Genomic DNA, 15,585 nt, shown 5'->3' with positions numbered 1-15,585 from the left:
GAACCGCATAAAGGTTCGAGACGGCCACAGAGACAATAAAATAGGAATCCTATAGGAATTTCGATGCCCGCCGGTCGCGGGCATCGCTGCCGCTACTTAGAGTTTTGACGCATTTCCGGACGGAAAAGCGGGGTCCACTTTTCCTGGAAATGCTCTAAGCGAGCGGGCTGTCACCAAAAGCGGAAACGATGGTTTCCGCCGGGCTTTTACCGGCCAGCAGCGCGGCCAGCAAAATGCGGGCCTGACCCGGGCGAAGCGTGGATGAATGCACGGCGCCCGCCGCGACAAGATCATGCCCGCCGCCGCCGCCGCCATAAGTCGCCACCAGCCGCCCTTCCGGCACGCGGCTGGAAACGATGACGGGAACGCCGCGTTCGGCGCAGCGCTTCACGGCTTCGGCGATACGCGGATTGGCGTTGCCGGAACCGAGTGCGGCAAGGACGATGCCTTTCGCGCCGGCCTGCAGGCTTGCATCGATATGGGCCGCGTCACAGCCGGGATGAATGGCGACGATATCGATGCGCTGATCGGCGACCGGGGCGGAAAGCCGCAGCGTTGCGGCGGCAGCCAGCGGCCGGGCGGAGCGGAAGGCGTCCGCCTCGTCCGCGCTCAGCTTGTAAAGCCCCCAGGCCGGCAGACAGCGGCCGCCGAACGAGAGGAGCACGCCTTTTGCGGCATTCGCCTGATCGAGCGCTGTTTCTATGGCCCGGGCCAGATTGGCCGGCCCGTCCGCGTCCTTATGGTCTGCTGTAAACTGCGCGCCGGTGAAGACCACCGGCTTTGTGATGGCCCGCTGCAGATGCACGAGCAGCGAGGATTCTTCCATGGCGTCGGTGCCATGCAGAATCACGATGCCGGCAACGGCGGGATCATCGAGCTCGGCGCCCACCGCATCGCTGATGCGCTGCATGTCTGCCAGTGTCAGGCTGGAGGAATCCTTCGCCATCAGGTCGACCGGCTTCAGCCGGGCGTTGATCTGCGGAACCAGCGCCAGCAGATCCTCACCCGAAAGGCTGGGCGTGCTGACGCCATCGGCGCCACGCCGGCTGGCGATGGTGCCGCCGGTGGCGATGACCGCCACCAGAGGCGTTGCGTCCTGCCCGCTCACTGCGATGCTCCCGCACGCTCGTCCGCAAGGCGGTAGATGCGGTCACGCAGCAGATACCAGCCGATGACGAGCGCCGGGATGATGATCAGCAGCGAGGCGATGGTCCAGGAGCCGACGGGATAGTCGAAGGCCATCAGCACCAGTACGCCGAACAGGAAGATGAGCGTGAGAATGCCGGTATAGGGCGCGCCGAACATGCGGAAATCCGGACGCACGAGTTCACCGCGCTCGGAAAGCTGCCAGAGCTTTAACTGGCAGAGCACGATGACGGCCCATGCGCAGATGATGCCAAGCGCCGAGAGGTTGAGCGCGATCTCGAAGGCCGAAGCGGGAACGACGGCGTTCAGCGCCACGCCGAGAACAGTGACGACGGCGGTCACCGCGATGCCGCCATAGGGCACGCCGTTCTTGTTCATCTTCGCAAGTGCTGCCGGCGCCGAGCCGGAAACCGCCATCGAATGCAGGATGCGGCCGGTGGAATAAAGCCCGGCATTGAGCGAGGACAGCACGGCGGTCAGAACCACGAGGTTCATGATCACATCAGCGCCCTGCACGCCGATGGAACCGAAGAAGGTGACGAAGGGGCTCTCGCCGGCCTTATAGGCGGTATAGGGCAGAAGCAGCGCGAACAGCAGCACCGAACCGACATAAAAGACCACGAGACGCAGGACCACGGCGCGGATGGCGCGGGGCATGACCTTGCGCGGGTCTTCCGTCTCGCCTGCCGCCGTGCCGATCAGTTCGATGGAGGCATAAGCGAAGACGACGCCCTGTATGATCACGAAGGCTGGCAAAATACCGTTCGGGAAGAAACCGCCATTATCGGTGATGATGCTGAAACCGGTGACATGGCCTTCGATGGGGGTGCCGAAAATGACGAAATAAATGCCGACCACGAGGAAGATCGCAAGCGCCAGCACCTTGATAAGGCTGAACCAGAATTCAAGCTCGCCGAAGACTTTCACCGACAGCATGTTCATCGCCAGCACGACCAGAAGCGCCGTCATCGCGAAGACCCACTGGTCGATACCCGCCAGCCACGGAACATATTGCTTGAAGAAATTCATGTAGAGGGCGACGGCAGTCACATCCGCCACCGAAGTCATGGCCCAGTTCAGCCAATACATCCAGCCGGCCGCAAAGGCCATTTTCTCGCCGTAGAACTCACGGGCATAGGATACGAAGGAGCCGGAGCTGGGACGATGCATGATCAGTTCGCCAAGTGCGCGCAGCACCAGAAACGCGAAGAAACCACAAAGCGCATAAACAAAGACCAGCGCCGGGCCTGCCTGCGCCAGACGCCCGCCCGCACCGAGGAAAAGCCCGGTGCCGATGGCGCCGCCAATGGCGATCATCTGGATCTGACGCGGCTTGAGGGCCTTGTGGTAACCGAGATCTTCTTCAACGAAGACCTCACGGTCGGCAGACGCCGTTTTCCCAGAATGCATGGATATTTATCCTCCCGATAAAGTGCTTGCAGTCGGCGATAAGCCGGAAATGAAAATGAAACTGGCACAGTCCGCGCTGGAATATGGCCAGCATGCATGCTCATGCGCGCTGTAAAGCTGCATGACAGATTTTCGCCCCTCATAATGGCAGATAATGCCGTTCGTCAAGCGTATTCGATATGATTGACCTTCTTCTCCACCCCAATTAAGGTCAAAAAATCTGTAAGACAGCTTTACAGATATAGCAACACTTAAAAGCCAGTGGAGGAAAAAGTGAGCGTGACGCGCAAGGAGCATGATTTGCTCGGGACGAAGGAAATTCCGGCGGATGTCTATTGGGGCGTGCACACGGCGCGCGCTGTGGAAAACTTCAAGATCACCGGGGTGACCATCGGCCACAACCCCTATCTCGTCCGGGGACTGGCCTATGTGAAGGAGGCGGCGGCACGCGCAAATCACGAGCTCGGCCTTCTCGACACAGAACGCATGGAAGCCATCGCCGAAGCCTGCCACGAAATCCGCGCCGGCGCGCTGCATAAGCAGTTCGTGGTGGATGAAATCCAGGGCGGTGCCGGCACCTCCACCAACATGAACGCCAATGAGGTCATCGCCAACCGTGCGCTCGAACTGCTCGGTCACGAAAAAGGCGATTATGCCCGCCTTCACCCCAATGACCATGTCAATCTCAGCCAGTCGACCAACGACGCCTATCCGACCGCAATCAATGTCGGGCTGATCGAGGCCATCGACGATCTGGCCGCTTCCATGGGCGTACTGAAGGATGCCTTCGACCGCAAGGCGCAGGAATTCGCCGGCTTCATCAAGATCGGCCGCACACAATTGCAGGACGCCGTGCCGATGACACTCGGCCAGGAATTCCGCACCTTCGTGGTGATGCTGGGAGAAGATCAGGCGCGCCTCATCGAATCCGCAGCACTTCTGCACGAGATCAATCTCGGCGCCACCGCCATCGGTACCGGGCTCAATGCACCGCGTGGTTATGCCGAGCTTGCCTGCCAGCATCTGGCGGAACTGACCGGACGACCGCTGGTGACGGCGGCAGACCTCATCGAAGCCACGCAGGACCCCGGCGCCTTCGTGCATCTCTCCGGCGTGCTGAAACGCGTTGCCGTGAAGCTGTCGAAAACCTGCAACGACCTTCGCCTGCTCTCTTCCGGCCCGCGCGCTGGTATCGGCGAAATCACCTTGCCCTCCGTTCAGGCGGGTTCCAGCATCATGCCAGGCAAGATCAATCCGGTCATTCCCGAAGTGGTCAACCAGGTGGCCTATGCGGTGATCGGCAATGACATCACCATCACCATGGCCGCTGAAGCCGGGCAATTGCAGTTGAACGCTTTCGAGCCGATCATCGTGCGAGCCTTGTCGCAGAGCATCAGCCAGCTCAGCGCCGCGTGCCGAACGCTAGCGGAACGCTGCGTGGACGGTATCGTGGCCAATCCGGCGATCATGGCACAGCGCGTGGAAGAATCCATCGGTCTCGCCACCGCGCTCAACCCGCTGATCGGTTATTATGCGGCGACCGAAGTGGCGAAGGAAGCGCTTGCCAGCGGCCGCACCGTGCCGCAGGTGGTTCTGGAACGCGGTTATCTCACCGATGCGCAATTGCAGCAGGCGCTGAGCCCGCGGCACCTTGCAAACCTGCCCGCCATCACGGCTGGCGAAGCCGATCTTCGCCAATAATCGTCGTCACCACCTGCTTCACCTGCCCAAGGTGAAGCTCCATCGCTTCCCGCGCCTCGGGCGCTGAACCCCGCCGGATCGCCTCGACGATCCGGCGGTGCTCGAAATTCGAGGCGACGCGTCGACCCGCCATCAGGTTCACCATTTCGGATTGTTGGGACAACGCCTCGCGGGCATCGGCCACCACCTTGGCGAATAGCCTGTTGGCCGAAGCTTCCGCAATGGCGCAATGGAATTGCCCATCCAGCAGCACCCAGGGATGCGGCCTTTCTTCGGCTTCCATCCGATCACAGAGGTCAAGCAAGACTTCCAGCTGAGCATTCGTGCGCCTCAACGCCGCCCAACCGGCCGCAGGAACTTCGATGAAGGGGCGAGCCTCGATCAGATCGCGGGCGGAATAGGCGCCGTAATTCAATTCGGAAGGCGGCGTCGGCGTCATCACATAGGTGCCGCTTCCCGTGCGGGTCTGCGTCAGCCCCAGGGTCTGGAGCGACCGCAAAGCCTCGCGAATGATCGGTCGGCTAACGCCATATCGGGCGGCCAGATGGGCTTCGGAAGGCAGCCGGGTGCCGACCGCAAGCTGCCCCGAGGTGATGGCGGAACGGATATCATCGAACACCGCTTCCGCGGCATTCTTGCGATTGATCGGCTGCGCATCCGCAAGCCAATCCGACAACCCGCCCATCTTCAAACCCTCCGCACTCTCAATATGTTCGCAATATCAACGCAAAACCAGACAACCGCCCAAACGCAAAGGACGGCCGCCGCTCTCGCGGCCAAGCCGACCTTCCTAACATTATCCTGCCCGCCGGAACAACGACGGCGGATATTTTTGTTGGAGCGAGGGTACGGTATCGCCGCACCCTCGCTCCGCGTCCGATATTACGCCTTGATTTCCGCTGCCTCCGGCTTGTCATCCTCACGCGGAATGCGGAACCACGCGACATAGAGCGCCGGCAGGAAAAGCAGCGTGAGCGCCGTGCCAACCACAATGCCGCCCATCATCGCATAGGCCATCGGCCCCCAGAAGATTTCCCGGGAGATGGGGATGAGGGCAAGGGTGGCCGCCGCCGCCGTCAGCATGATCGGCCGCATGCGATGCTCGGTCGCCTCGATGACGGCACGCCACGCCGAGACCCCTTCGCTTCTCAGATGCTCGATCTGCACGACGAGAATGACCGAGTTGCGGATCAGGATGCCGATCAGCGCCAGCACGCCGAGAATGGCGACGAAGCCCATCGGCGCATTGGAGAAGAGCAGCGCCACCACGACGCCGATCAGGGCAGTCGGCGCCACGGCGAAGACCAGGAACAGCCGGCTGAAGCTCTGCAACTGGATCATCAGGATGGTCGCCATCGCAAACAGCATCATCGGCACCACGGCAACGATTGGCCCTTGCGAATCCGCGCTGGATTCTACCGAGCCGCCGGTCTCCAGCGTGTAGCCGACGGGAAGCGCTTTCTGGAACGCCTCGATCTTCGGCTTCAGCTGTTCCACGATTGTGGCGGGCTGCGTCGAGCCGATGACGGCAGCCTTAACGGTGACAGTCGGGATCCGGTCGCGACGCCAGATGGTCGGCTGCTCCAGCTCGTAGCGGAAATTGGCGATTGCCGAGAGCGGCACGGCCTTGCCGTTGGTTGCCGGCAATTGCAGGTTCTGCAAGGTTTCGATGGAGCCGCGCTCCGAAAGCTGCGCCCGCGCCACCACGTTGACGAGGTAGATATCGTCCCTCACCTGCGTGACGGTGGAGCCTTCGACAATGCTGTTCATGGCATTGGCGATGTCTTCCGAGGAGACGCCAAGCTGGCGGGCCTTGTCCTGTAGAACATCCACTTTCACCACGCGCGTCGGCTCGTTCCAGTCCATCACCATGTTGGACAAGAGCCGGTGTTCGCCGACGATGCCCGACAATTGCTGCCCGAGCTCGCGCACCTTCTGGATATCAGGGCCACTCAGGCGATATTGCACCGGCTTTCCGACCGGCGGACCGATATCGAGCAGTTTCACGAAGGCGTCGGTGCCGATAAAAGTCTTATTCAGATAGTCCTGCAACTCGGCGCGCACCTTGTCACGCACATCCAGCCCCTTGGTGACGATGACCGTCTGGCCGAAGGTGACATCCGGCGTCTGTACGTCGAAAGACAGGATGAAACGCGGCGCGCCTTCACCGACATAGGTTGTCCAATGGTCGATATCCGGATTCTTGGCCAGCATGTCCTGCTCGAACTGCGCCATCTGCCGGTTGGTCTCGGCAATGGAACTGTTCTGCGGCAGGTTCCAGTCAACGATCAGCTCCACGCGGTCGGATGACGGGAAGAACTGCTGCTGCACAAGGCTCATGCCGCCAACGGAAAGACCGAACAGCGCAATGGTGAGGATAATCGTCACCCAGCGCCAGCGCAGCGCCCGGCCGAGAAGCCAGGAAAAGGCGGAGGCAAAACGGCCCTTCTTTTCATGGTGCGATTTCATCGTCTTCGGCAGGATCGTCACGCCGAGCAACGGCGTGAACAGGACCGCGACGATCCATGACACGATCAGCGAAACGGCGATCACCACAAAAAGCGTGAAGGTGAATTCACCCGCCGCGCTGTTGTTGAGACCGACCGGAATGAAGCCGGCAACGGTGACCAGCGTACCGGTCAACATCGGGAAGGCGGTCGAGGTGTAAACATAGGTCGCCGCTTTCCTGAGATCGTCACCGACCTCAAGCCGCGCGACCATCATCTCGACGGCGATCATCGCGTCGTCGACGAGAAGCCCGAGCGCGATGATGAGGGCGCCCAGAGAGATACGCTGCAAGGAAATGCCGGTATATTCCATGTAGACGAAAGTGATCGCCAGCACGAGCGGAATGGAAACCGCAACCACCATGCCGGCCCTGAGGCCAAGGCTGATGAAGCTGATGACGAGAACGATGGCGATGGCCTCGAACAGCGCCGAGGTGAAGCCAGAGACCGCCTCATCGACCACGGCCGGCTGATCGGACACACGATGCACATCGACGCCAACAGGCAGATCCGCCACCACCCGCTTCATCTCAGCATCCAGCGCCTCGCCGAAATGCAGCAGGTTCGCGCCGGTTTTCATACCGATAGCAAGGCCGATGGCCGGCTGGCCGTTGAAGCGGAACAGCGAGGACGGCGGATCGACATAACCGCGCCGGATCGTCGCCACTTCCGTCAACGGGAAGAACCGGTTGTTGACCCGCAGATTGATGGACCGCAGGCTGTCTTCCGAGGTGAACTGGCCGCTGACGCGCAGCGCCACACGCTCAGGCCCGGCATTGACGAAGCCGGATTGCGTGACGGCGTTCTGGGCTTGCAGCGTCTTGATGATCGACTGCTGGTCGATGCCAAGCGCCGCGATCTGCCGCGTGGAGAACTCCAGATAGATCGTCTCGTCCTGCGCGCCGATGACATCGACCTTGCCGATATTATCGACGGTCAGCACCTTCGCACGGGCATCCTCCACCAGATCGCGTAATTGCCGCTGGCTGAGACCGTCGCTGGTGAAGGCATAGATATTGCCATAGACATCGCCAAAGCGGTCATTGAAGAAGGGACCGACAACGCCCGAGGGGAAATCGCCCTTGATGTCGCCGATCATGTTGCGCACCCGCACCCAGGTCGGCTCGACGTTGCGCGCCTTGGTTTCCGGCACCAGCTCCACGAAGATCGTCGTGCGGCCGGCCACCGTCTGGCTGCGCAGATGGTCGAGATTGTCGAGTTCCTCAAGCTTTTTCTCGATCCTGTCGGTCACCTGCCGCGCCACTTCCTCTGCGGAAGCGCCGGGCCATTGCGCGCTGATCACCATGGTCTTGATGGTGAAGTTCGGATCTTCCTCGCGGCCGAGGTTGAGATAGGAGAAAACGCCGGCAAGAACGAAAACCAGCATGAAGTACCAGACGAGCGAACGGTGTTCGAGCGCCCAGTCGGAGAGATTGAATTTCTTCACTGACGGACCTCCTGATCGATCCTGATGGCCTGTCCATCCTTGAGCTTGTGAACGCCGGCGCTGGCAACACGTTCGCCGGGCTTGACGCCGCCGGCGATGCGCACGCTGCCGCCTTCGGCAGGCTCGCCCTCTATCGTGACCGGGCGGAACGTTACCGTTGCCGTATCGGCATTGACGATCCAGACGCCCCATCCATTGTCGGTCTTCAGCAGGGCCGATGACGGAAGCATGATCTGCGGTTCGGAGGCGGCAAGCACCGAGGCCGTGACGACGGAACCGAGCCGAAATGCCGGCGGCGCATCCTGAAGGCTGATTTTCGTGCGGCGCGTGCGCGTCGCCGTTTCGGCTTCCGGAGCAATCTCGCGCACCACGCCGGTGGTGCGGATTTTCGGGTCGAGCTGCAGGGCGATCTCGAAGGCGGAGCCGATCTCCAGACGCTGCGCCGCAAATTGCGGAACGTCGACCACCACATCGCGCACTTCCGGCCGGGCAATGGTCACGACCGTTTGCCCGGCCGAGACGACCTGACCGATTTCGCCTGAGGTTGCCGTCACCACACCGTCAAATTCCGCATGCAGCTGCGCATAACCCAGTTGCTCTTCGGCCTTGTCCAGATTGGCGCGGGCCTTGGCGACGGACGCATTGGCGGTGCGGGTGGCCTGCTCGGCCTCTTCCAGTGCCGCTTCCGTGCCGCTGCGGGCTTCCGCCAGCACGCGCTGGCGCTGCTCGGTCGTCACTGCATTGGCCAGCTGCGCTTCCGCATTGGAGAGGTCGGATTGCGCGCTCTTCACCGCAAGCTCGAGCGCGAGCGGATCGATTGACGCCACCACGTCACCCTTCTTCACCAGATCGGCGACATCGACATTGCGGGCGATAATGCGCCCGAGCACGCGAAAGCCGAGATCGGTCTGAATGCGCGATTCCACCGTGCCGGTCAGCCGCAGGGCATCGGCCGGCTTCTCTTCCGCGACGACGGAAAGCACCGGGCGCGGCGCCTCGGCGGCGGCTTCTTGCTTGTCCTCGCAGGAGGAAATCGCAATCGCCACAGCCACCAAAAACAAGCTTTTGTATATACTGGACATTATTGTGCCTGCCCCTTTTCATAGGCGACCTTTTCACCGGCGCGGAGAAATTTGGTGCCGACGGTGACGACGAGATCGCCGGGATTAAGCCCCTGCGTGATGACGAATTGACCCGTCTCGTAATCGGCGACCTCGATGCGCCGCATGGCGATTTCCGAGGATTGCGGATCGACCACCCAGACGGCGGGGAAGCCGTCCTGCGACGTCATCGCCGACCACGGAAGCTCAATCGCATCGACCTGTTTGAAGCGGAAATGGCCGGATACGGGCGCGCCGAGCGGCATGGTCATATCGCCGTTCAGGCCGACCTTGACCCTGATCGTTCCATTGTCCGGGTCTATCGTCGGAGAAATCTCCCGCACCGGCGCCGCAACACTGCGGGCGGGGTCCGACAGGAGGCTGACATTGACGAGATTGTCGATATCACGCTCAAGGAAGAGGGATTCATAAACATCGAAGACCGCATCGCGCGGCCCGTCATGCGCCAGCGTGAAGACGAGCTGGGCGGCCTGCGCCACCTGGCCGACCTCCACATTACGCGCCGTGATAACGCCATCCGCATCCGCCCTGAGTTCGGTATAGGACAGGGCATCGCGCGCCGTATCGAGCTGCGCCTGCGCCGATCTCACCGCTCCTTGCGTCGTGAGCAGGGTTTCCTGGGCCTTGTCGACCGCCGAACGCGAGGTCACCTGCGTCTTGAAAAGGCTTTGCTGACGGTCGAACGTCAATTGCGCCTGCGTCTGCTGCGCTTCGGCAGATTGCAGGTTGGCCAGGGCGACATCGAGATCGGCCTTCTGCTCTTCGGGATCCATGCGGGCAAGCAATTGCCCGGTCTTCACCCGTGCGCCCACATCCACCAGCCGCTCGGTGATCTTGCCGCTGACCCGGAAAGACAGATCCGTCTGGACCCGTGCCTTTACTTCGCCCGTGATGACGCTACCGCGATCAACGGGCTTTTTCTCAGCCGTGACCACATCGACGGTGCGGAGCGGCTTTTCGGCGGGCGGCTCTTCATTGCTGCAGGACGACAGGGCGAAAATACCGCCAAGCGCCGCCGCGATAAGAATGGTTCTCATGGTGACCTCTTGATCTTCGCCTCATCCTATAATATTTGACTGACTGAATAGTCAATGAAATTCTTATGCCGCTGATCGGGGAGCTGTCCGGAGTATCGGTACAGGTTCCCGAATGACCGTTCCCTTCTCGTCCGGCACATACCTGCGGGCGCATTGGCAATGTTCCGGCATATTGAAGCATGCGCGCGCCTTCACAAAAATCGTTCCGGTTTTTGCGCCGGTGCTATAGGCAAACCCATTCTCTCATTTCCGCCAATCGCGACGGACAGAAGGGCACGCGTCAAAAAATAGAAGGATCCGGGGCCATGGCGAAAGCAAAACTGACACGTGCTGAACAGAAGATACAACGTCCGTTGCAAATTCTCGATGCCGCATTCGAGGAATTCACCAAAAGGGGATTTACCGCGACGCGGGTGGAAGACATCGCGGAACGGGTGGGGGTGACGAAAGGGACGGTCTACGTCTATTTCGAAACCAAGGAGGCGCTCTTCGAAGCGATGGTCAAGCATGCCTCCCTGCCATTCCAGGAGGCGTTCAAGGCCTATACGCATACATCCGACGACCCGGTCGAGGAGCTTCGCCTGCTGCTGGAATTCCTGTTCGATGCACTCGTCGACAACAAGAAGATGCGGGAACTGTTCCGCTTGATCCTTGCGGAAGGCGCAAAATTTCCCGATCTCATCGACCAGCACCATGACACGTTGATGGCGCCTGTCTTTGCGCGCATCGATACGATCCTCGAGGAGGGCGTGGCGAAAAAAAGGTTCAGGGCCAATCCTCCCGAACTTGCCAAAGTCGTGATGTCGCCCATGGTCGGAACATTGGTGTTTCGGCTGATTTTCAACGACCGACGCATTCTGGACAGACAGGCCGTCCTGAAAATACATCTCGAGCTGATCATGCGTGGGCTGCTGGCATAGGCATCATTCTTCGCGGCCCGGCCTTAGCCGACGCCGCCGATGCAGACATATTTGAGCTCGGTATATTCCTCGATGCCGTGGCGTGAGCCTTCCCGGCCGAGGCCCGACATCTTGACACCACCGAAAGGCGCCTCGGCGGTGGAAATAGCCCCCGTATTGACGCCGACCATGCCATATTCGAGCGCCTCGGCAACCCGGAAGACCCGCGACAGATCGCGCGCATAAAAATAGGAGGCGAGACCGAAATCGGTATTGTTCGCCTGCGCGATCACATCCGCCTCATCCTCGAAGCGGAAGAGCGGCGCAAGCGGTCCGAAGGTTTCCTCACGCGCCACCTGCATGCCGGCATCGACATTGCGCAGGATCGTCGGCTCGAAGAAATTGCCGCCCAGTGCATGCCTCTTGCCGCCGATGGCAATCTCGGCGCCTTTCGAAAGCGCATCGGCAATATGCGCCTCCACTTTGGCGACCGCGTTTGCATCGATAAGAGGCCCGAGAATGCTTGCCCCTTCCAACCCGTTACCGACCTTCAATTGCGCGACGGCCTCTGCGAATTTTTCAGCGAAAGCATCATAGACGCCGCTCTGCACATAAAGACGGTTGGCGCAAACGCAGGTCTGACCATTGTTGCGGAATTTGGCGAGGATCGCGCCCTCGACAGCGGCATCGAGATCGGCGTCATCGAAGACGATGAAGGGCGCATTGCCGCCGAGTTCCAGCCCCAGTTTCTTGATCGTCGGCGCACATTGCCGGTAAAGATGTTCGCCCGTACGCGTCGAGCCGGTAAAGGTCAGAAGGCGGATATCCGGGCTTGCCGTCATTTCTGCGCCTATCTCCGCCGCTGGCCCCGTCAAAATGCTGAAAAGCGCAAGCGGCAGGCCGGCGCGCTCTGCAAGGATGGCAAGGGCGATGGCCGAAAACGGCGTTTGCGGCGCCGGTTTCAGCACCACTGCACAGCCGGCGGCCAGCGCCGGGCCGGCTTTGCGGGTGATCATGGCATTGGGGAAATTCCACGGCGTAATGGCTGCAACCACGCCCACGGGCTGGCGAAGAACCAGAATGCGTTTATCCGGCTGGTGGCCGGGCACTGTCTCGCCATTGATCCGCCGTGCTTCCTCGGCAAACCATTCGATGAAGCTCGCACCATAGGCGATCTCACCCTTTGCTTCCGCCAGCGGCTTTCCCTGTTCCAGCGTCAGTATCATGCCGAGATCGTCACGGTTTTCCATGACGAGCCGGAACCATTCCTTCAGGATATTCGCACGCTCGCCGGCGGTGCGGCGGGCCCATTCCTTCTGGGCGATCACGGCGGCAGCGATTGCTTCTCTCGTTTCCTTCGCACCGAGTTCTGGAACCCGCCCGACGATCTCACCGGTTGCGGGATTACGGATCGCCGCCGTTTCACGGCCATCGCAACCGATCCAGCGACCGGCCACCGGCACTTTCTCGCCGAAGAGTGTGGGATCATTCAGATGCATGGCCCATCCCTCAACAGAAGACCTGCGCCGAGGCCGGATCGAAGGCGAGATGCACGAGGTCGCCACGGCTGAGGCCGGAAATCGCCTCGTGGCCGAAAGGCAGGCGCACCGCAAGCGGCTCACCCGAGCCGGTATGGGCCACCACATGGACATTGTTGCCGAGGAAAGTGATGTCGCTGACCGTGGCCTGGAAACCGGCGGCGGCGACCGGCCGGTTGCGGCTGAGCTGCAGCCGCTCCGGGCGCAGCATCAGCGCCGCTTTCTTTCCCGGCGTGGCTTCGCCATGCATCGGAATATGATCGAAAACGATATCCCGGCCGAGCGATACCGTCGCCTTGCCGCCCGAGGCGGCGAGGAGATCGCAGGCGATGAAATCGCTGTCGCCGATGAATTCAGCCACGAAACGGGTCGCCGGGTGAGCGTAAAGCTCCGGTCCCGTGCCGATCTGGTCGATAACCCCCTTGGAAAACACGGCGATCCTGTCGGAAAGACGAAGGGCCTCTTCCTGATCGTGGGTAACGTAGAGGATCGTCACTTCCGTCTGCTGGTGAATGCGGCGGATTTCGAACTGGATTTCTTCGCGCAGCTTCTTGTCGAGCGCCGACAGCGGCTCATCCATCAGAAGCACCGGCGGGTCGTAGGCAAGCGCCCGGGCCAGCGCCACGCGTTGCTGCTGGCCGCCCGACATTTGCGCCGGTTTTCTGTCCTCGAAACCTTCGAGACGGACAAGCCGCAGCATTTCCTTCACCTTCGCATCGATTTCCGCCTTGCTCTTGCGGCGGACCTTCAGCGGAAAGGCGATGTTCTCGCCGACCGACAGATGCGGAAACAGGGTGTAGCGCTGAAAGACCATGCCGATATTGCGTTTGTGCGACGGCGTCGACAGCAGGCTTTCGCCGTTCAGCAGAATATCGCCCGATGTCGGCTGCTCGAAACCGGCAAGGATATAAAGCGTCGTGCTCTTGCCCGAGCCGGACGGCCCGAGAAATGTCATGAACTCACCCGGCTGCACGTCGAGATTGACGTCCTGAACGGCGACGACCGGTCCGTATTGCTTGCGGATGCCGCGAATCTGCAGGAGCGGTTTGGTCATGTTTTCAGTCCTTTTCGCACAGCCGCGACAAGCAGCATGAGAATGATGGTCACCGCGATGAGAAGCGTGGAGGCGGCCGCAATAACCGGCGTCAGATCCTGGCGCAGCGTTGCCCAGATTTTCACCGGCAGCGTCTGCAATGTCGGGCTTGCCATGAAGATCGCCAGCACCACCTCATCCCACGAGGTGAGGAAGGAGAAGATCGCCGCCGAGAACAGGCCGTGGCTGATGGCGGGAAGCGTGATGCGGATTTTCGCCTGCAACGGGCTTGCGCCGCACAGCACCGCCGCATCCTCAATCGATTTGTCGAAACCCTCGAGCGCGCCGGTCAACGCCAGAATGGAAAAAGGCAGCGCCACGACGAGATGGGCAATGACGAAACCGGCAGTGGTACCGGCAAGGCCAAGTTTCAGAAAAAAGGCGTAAAGCGCCACCGCCAGCACCACGACGGGCAAGATCATCGGCGTCATGAACAGCGCGCGAAGCGTGTTACGCCCAATGAAACGGCCGCGCACCAGCCCGAAGGAGGCGACAAGACCGATCAGCACGGACAGCACCGTGACCATGAGGGCGATGCGCAGGCTCGTCCAGGCGGCCTCCAGCCATCGCGGATCGGCGAAGAAATCCGCATACCATTTCAATGTCCAGCCGGGCGGCGGAAAAATCAGCCATTGCGACGAGCCGAAGGACAGTGCTGCGATGAAAACGATGGGCAGGATGAGAAATGCCGTCGTCAGCACCGTGATCAGGAGGAGCAGCCATTTCCAGAGGCCGAGGCTGTTATAGTTCAAAAGCATGTCAGCGCCCCCCTGCCCCGGCCGCACCGAAAAATTTGAGCTGTATGGCGTAAAGCGTCAGCGTCACCACCAGCAGCGCCAGTGCGGCCGCCCCGCCCATGCCCCAGTTGACCAGCGACTGGACGAATTGCGCGATGAGTTCGGCCAGCATCATGTTCGCCGTGCCGCCGAGCAGCGCGGGGGTGACGAAATAACCGAGCGACATGACGAAGACCATCAGCGCGCCGGAAATCATGCCGGGCGCTGCCAGCGGAATGAGGATGCGGGTCAGCGCCTGAAAGCGTGTCGCCCCGCACAGCGCCGCCGCCTGAAGAATGGCCGGATCGATCTTGCGGATGACGCCATAGAGCGGAATGATGATGAAGGGCAGCATGATATAGGTCATGCCTATCGTTACGCCGGTAAGATTGTTGACCAGCGCCAGAGGCTGATCGATGATGCCCAGCCCCATCAGCGTCTTGTTCACCACGCCCGTGCGCTGCAACAGCACCATCCACGCATAGGTGCGCGCCAGTAGATTGGTCCACATCGACAGGAGCAATATGGCAAAGACGATGGAAGCGAGCCGCGGCGGCATGATGGCGAGCGCCCAGGCGACGGGAAAGCCGATCGCCAGCGACACGACCGTGACCAGCGCCGACACCGCGAAGGTATTGAAGAAAATCTTCAGATAGGTGGAGCTTCCCAGCAGGGCGGCATAGTTGCCCAATCCGAGGACGGGTTCGGTGACGCTGCGCGACAACAGGATCAGAACCGGAACGACGAAGAACAGGACAAGCAGGACAAGCGCCGGCAGGGTAGCCGTAAAGTTGCCGGGCCGGAAAGGCATCCGCACCTTTGCTTTCTGGCTGACTGTTTCATCGGTAAGCGAAACCATGCCCAAACCTCCCGGACGTGGAAAATCGCGCGGGCGCCTGTCGCGGCCCGC

Annotated in this window: 12 protein-coding genes; 2 read left to right on the top strand and 10 right to left on the bottom strand. The window is 61.0% G+C overall.

The genetic code is table 11. The features are described from left to right. Nucleotides 1–154: 154 nt before the first annotated feature. Both ACQZ5N_RS06365 and ACQZ5N_RS06360 read right to left on the bottom strand, forming a co-directional pair. Nucleotides 155–1,108 carry an asparaginase gene (locus ACQZ5N_RS06365; protein WP_448732450.1) on the bottom strand — a complete coding sequence of 318 codons (954 nt, stop codon included), beginning with the start codon at nucleotides 1,106–1,108 and terminating at the stop codon, nucleotides 155–157. Further along, the gene (locus ACQZ5N_RS06360; RefSeq protein ID WP_003519567.1) at nucleotides 1,105–2,556 is read right to left on the bottom strand and encodes an amino acid permease; all 1,452 of its coding nucleotides are present in this window, start codon (nucleotides 2,554–2,556) and stop codon (nucleotides 1,105–1,107) included. The genes ACQZ5N_RS06365 and ACQZ5N_RS06360 overlap by 4 nt, the downstream gene beginning before the upstream one ends. Before the next feature lie 273 nt (nucleotides 2,557–2,829). Between ACQZ5N_RS06360 and ACQZ5N_RS06355 the strand changes: the two genes are divergently transcribed. Beyond that, nucleotides 2,830–4,257: an aspartate ammonia-lyase gene (locus ACQZ5N_RS06355; protein WP_448732449.1), complete on the top strand. Its 1,428-nt coding sequence runs from the start codon at nucleotides 2,830–2,832 to the stop codon at nucleotides 4,255–4,257. On the opposite strand, the gene ACQZ5N_RS06350 is transcribed toward ACQZ5N_RS06355, so the two are convergent. The 4 genes from ACQZ5N_RS06350 to ACQZ5N_RS06335 all read right to left on the bottom strand — a co-directional run bounded on the left by ACQZ5N_RS06350 (nucleotide 4,226) and on the right by ACQZ5N_RS06335 (nucleotide 10,369). Then, complete coding sequence (locus ACQZ5N_RS06350) at nucleotides 4,226–4,942, bottom strand: FadR/GntR family transcriptional regulator (protein ID WP_020012272.1); 717 nt, start codon at nucleotides 4,940–4,942, stop codon at nucleotides 4,226–4,228. The genes ACQZ5N_RS06355 and ACQZ5N_RS06350 overlap by 32 nt on opposite strands. A gap of 197 nt (nucleotides 4,943–5,139) precedes the next feature. Beyond that, complete coding sequence (locus ACQZ5N_RS06345) at nucleotides 5,140–8,211, bottom strand: efflux RND transporter permease subunit (protein WP_448732448.1); 3,072 nt, start codon at nucleotides 8,209–8,211, stop codon at nucleotides 5,140–5,142. Continuing rightward, nucleotides 8,208–9,293: an efflux RND transporter periplasmic adaptor subunit gene (locus tag ACQZ5N_RS06340; RefSeq protein ID WP_448732447.1), complete on the bottom strand. Its 1,086-nt coding sequence runs from the start codon at nucleotides 9,291–9,293 to the stop codon at nucleotides 8,208–8,210. The genes ACQZ5N_RS06345 and ACQZ5N_RS06340 overlap by 4 nt, the downstream gene beginning before the upstream one ends. Beyond that, a complete protein-coding gene (locus ACQZ5N_RS06335; protein ID WP_448732446.1) occupies nucleotides 9,293–10,369 on the bottom strand; it encodes an efflux RND transporter periplasmic adaptor subunit in 1,077 nt (358 codons plus the stop codon). The genes ACQZ5N_RS06340 and ACQZ5N_RS06335 overlap by 1 nt, the downstream gene beginning before the upstream one ends. A 305-nt stretch (nucleotides 10,370–10,674) precedes the next feature. Here ACQZ5N_RS06335 and ACQZ5N_RS06330 point away from each other — a divergent pair, with 305 nt between their 5' ends. Further along, complete coding sequence (locus tag ACQZ5N_RS06330; protein WP_059757763.1) at nucleotides 10,675–11,289, top strand: TetR/AcrR family transcriptional regulator; 615 nt, start codon at nucleotides 10,675–10,677, stop codon at nucleotides 11,287–11,289. 23 nt (nucleotides 11,290–11,312) lie between these two features. Here ACQZ5N_RS06330 and ACQZ5N_RS06325 read toward each other — a convergent pair whose 3' ends face one another. From ACQZ5N_RS06325 to ACQZ5N_RS06310, 4 genes are read right to left on the bottom strand one after another with little or no spacing between them, the layout of a single operon-like run. After that, nucleotides 11,313–12,767: an NAD-dependent succinate-semialdehyde dehydrogenase gene (locus ACQZ5N_RS06325; protein WP_448732445.1), complete on the bottom strand. Its 1,455-nt coding sequence runs from the start codon at nucleotides 12,765–12,767 to the stop codon at nucleotides 11,313–11,315. A 10-nt stretch (nucleotides 12,768–12,777) separates the two neighbouring features. Further along, nucleotides 12,778–13,860, bottom strand: a complete 1,083-nt coding sequence (locus ACQZ5N_RS06320) for an ABC transporter ATP-binding protein (protein ID WP_059757769.1) — start codon at nucleotides 13,858–13,860, stop codon at nucleotides 12,778–12,780. Then, nucleotides 13,857–14,657, bottom strand: coding sequence for an ABC transporter permease (locus tag ACQZ5N_RS06315; protein ID WP_080857499.1), 801 nt, complete (start codon nucleotides 14,655–14,657; stop codon nucleotides 13,857–13,859). Before ACQZ5N_RS06315 ends, ACQZ5N_RS06320 begins: the two co-directional genes overlap by 4 nt. A 1-nt stretch (nucleotide 14,658) precedes the next feature. Next, the gene (locus tag ACQZ5N_RS06310; protein ID WP_448732553.1) at nucleotides 14,659–15,486 is read right to left on the bottom strand and encodes an ABC transporter permease; all 828 of its coding nucleotides are present in this window, start codon (nucleotides 15,484–15,486) and stop codon (nucleotides 14,659–14,661) included. Nucleotides 15,487–15,585: the final 99 nt, after the last annotated feature.

It is taken from the genome of Agrobacterium sp. 22-221-1, from assembly GCF_053522445.1.
The sequence above is the reverse complement of the archived record's forward strand: the minus strand, read 5'-3'. Positions and strand labels throughout refer to the sequence as shown.

Coding starts and splice junctions, on each gene's coding strand:
- ACQZ5N_RS06360 (WP_003519567.1), bottom strand. CDS start 2,556: ATGCATTCTGGGAAAACGGCGTCTGCCGACCGTGAGGTCTTCGTTGAA.
- ACQZ5N_RS06350 (WP_020012272.1), bottom strand. CDS start 4,942: ATGGGCGGGTTGTCGGATTGGCTTGCGGATGCGCAGCCGATCAATCGC.
- ACQZ5N_RS06340 (WP_448732447.1), bottom strand. CDS start 9,293: ATGTCCAGTATATACAAAAGCTTGTTTTTGGTGGCTGTGGCGATTGCG.
- ACQZ5N_RS06335 (WP_448732446.1), bottom strand. CDS start 10,369: ATGAGAACCATTCTTATCGCGGCGGCGCTTGGCGGTATTTTCGCCCTG.
- ACQZ5N_RS06330 (WP_059757763.1), top strand. CDS start 10,675: ATGGCGAAAGCAAAACTGACACGTGCTGAACAGAAGATACAACGTCCG.
- ACQZ5N_RS06325 (WP_448732445.1), bottom strand. CDS start 12,767: ATGCATCTGAATGATCCCACACTCTTCGGCGAGAAAGTGCCGGTGGCC.
- ACQZ5N_RS06320 (WP_059757769.1), bottom strand. CDS start 13,860: ATGACCAAACCGCTCCTGCAGATTCGCGGCATCCGCAAGCAATACGGA.
- ACQZ5N_RS06315 (WP_080857499.1), bottom strand. CDS start 14,657: ATGCTTTTGAACTATAACAGCCTCGGCCTCTGGAAATGGCTGCTCCTC.
- ACQZ5N_RS06310 (WP_448732553.1), bottom strand. CDS start 15,486: ATGCCTTTCCGGCCCGGCAACTTTACGGCTACCCTGCCGGCGCTTGTC.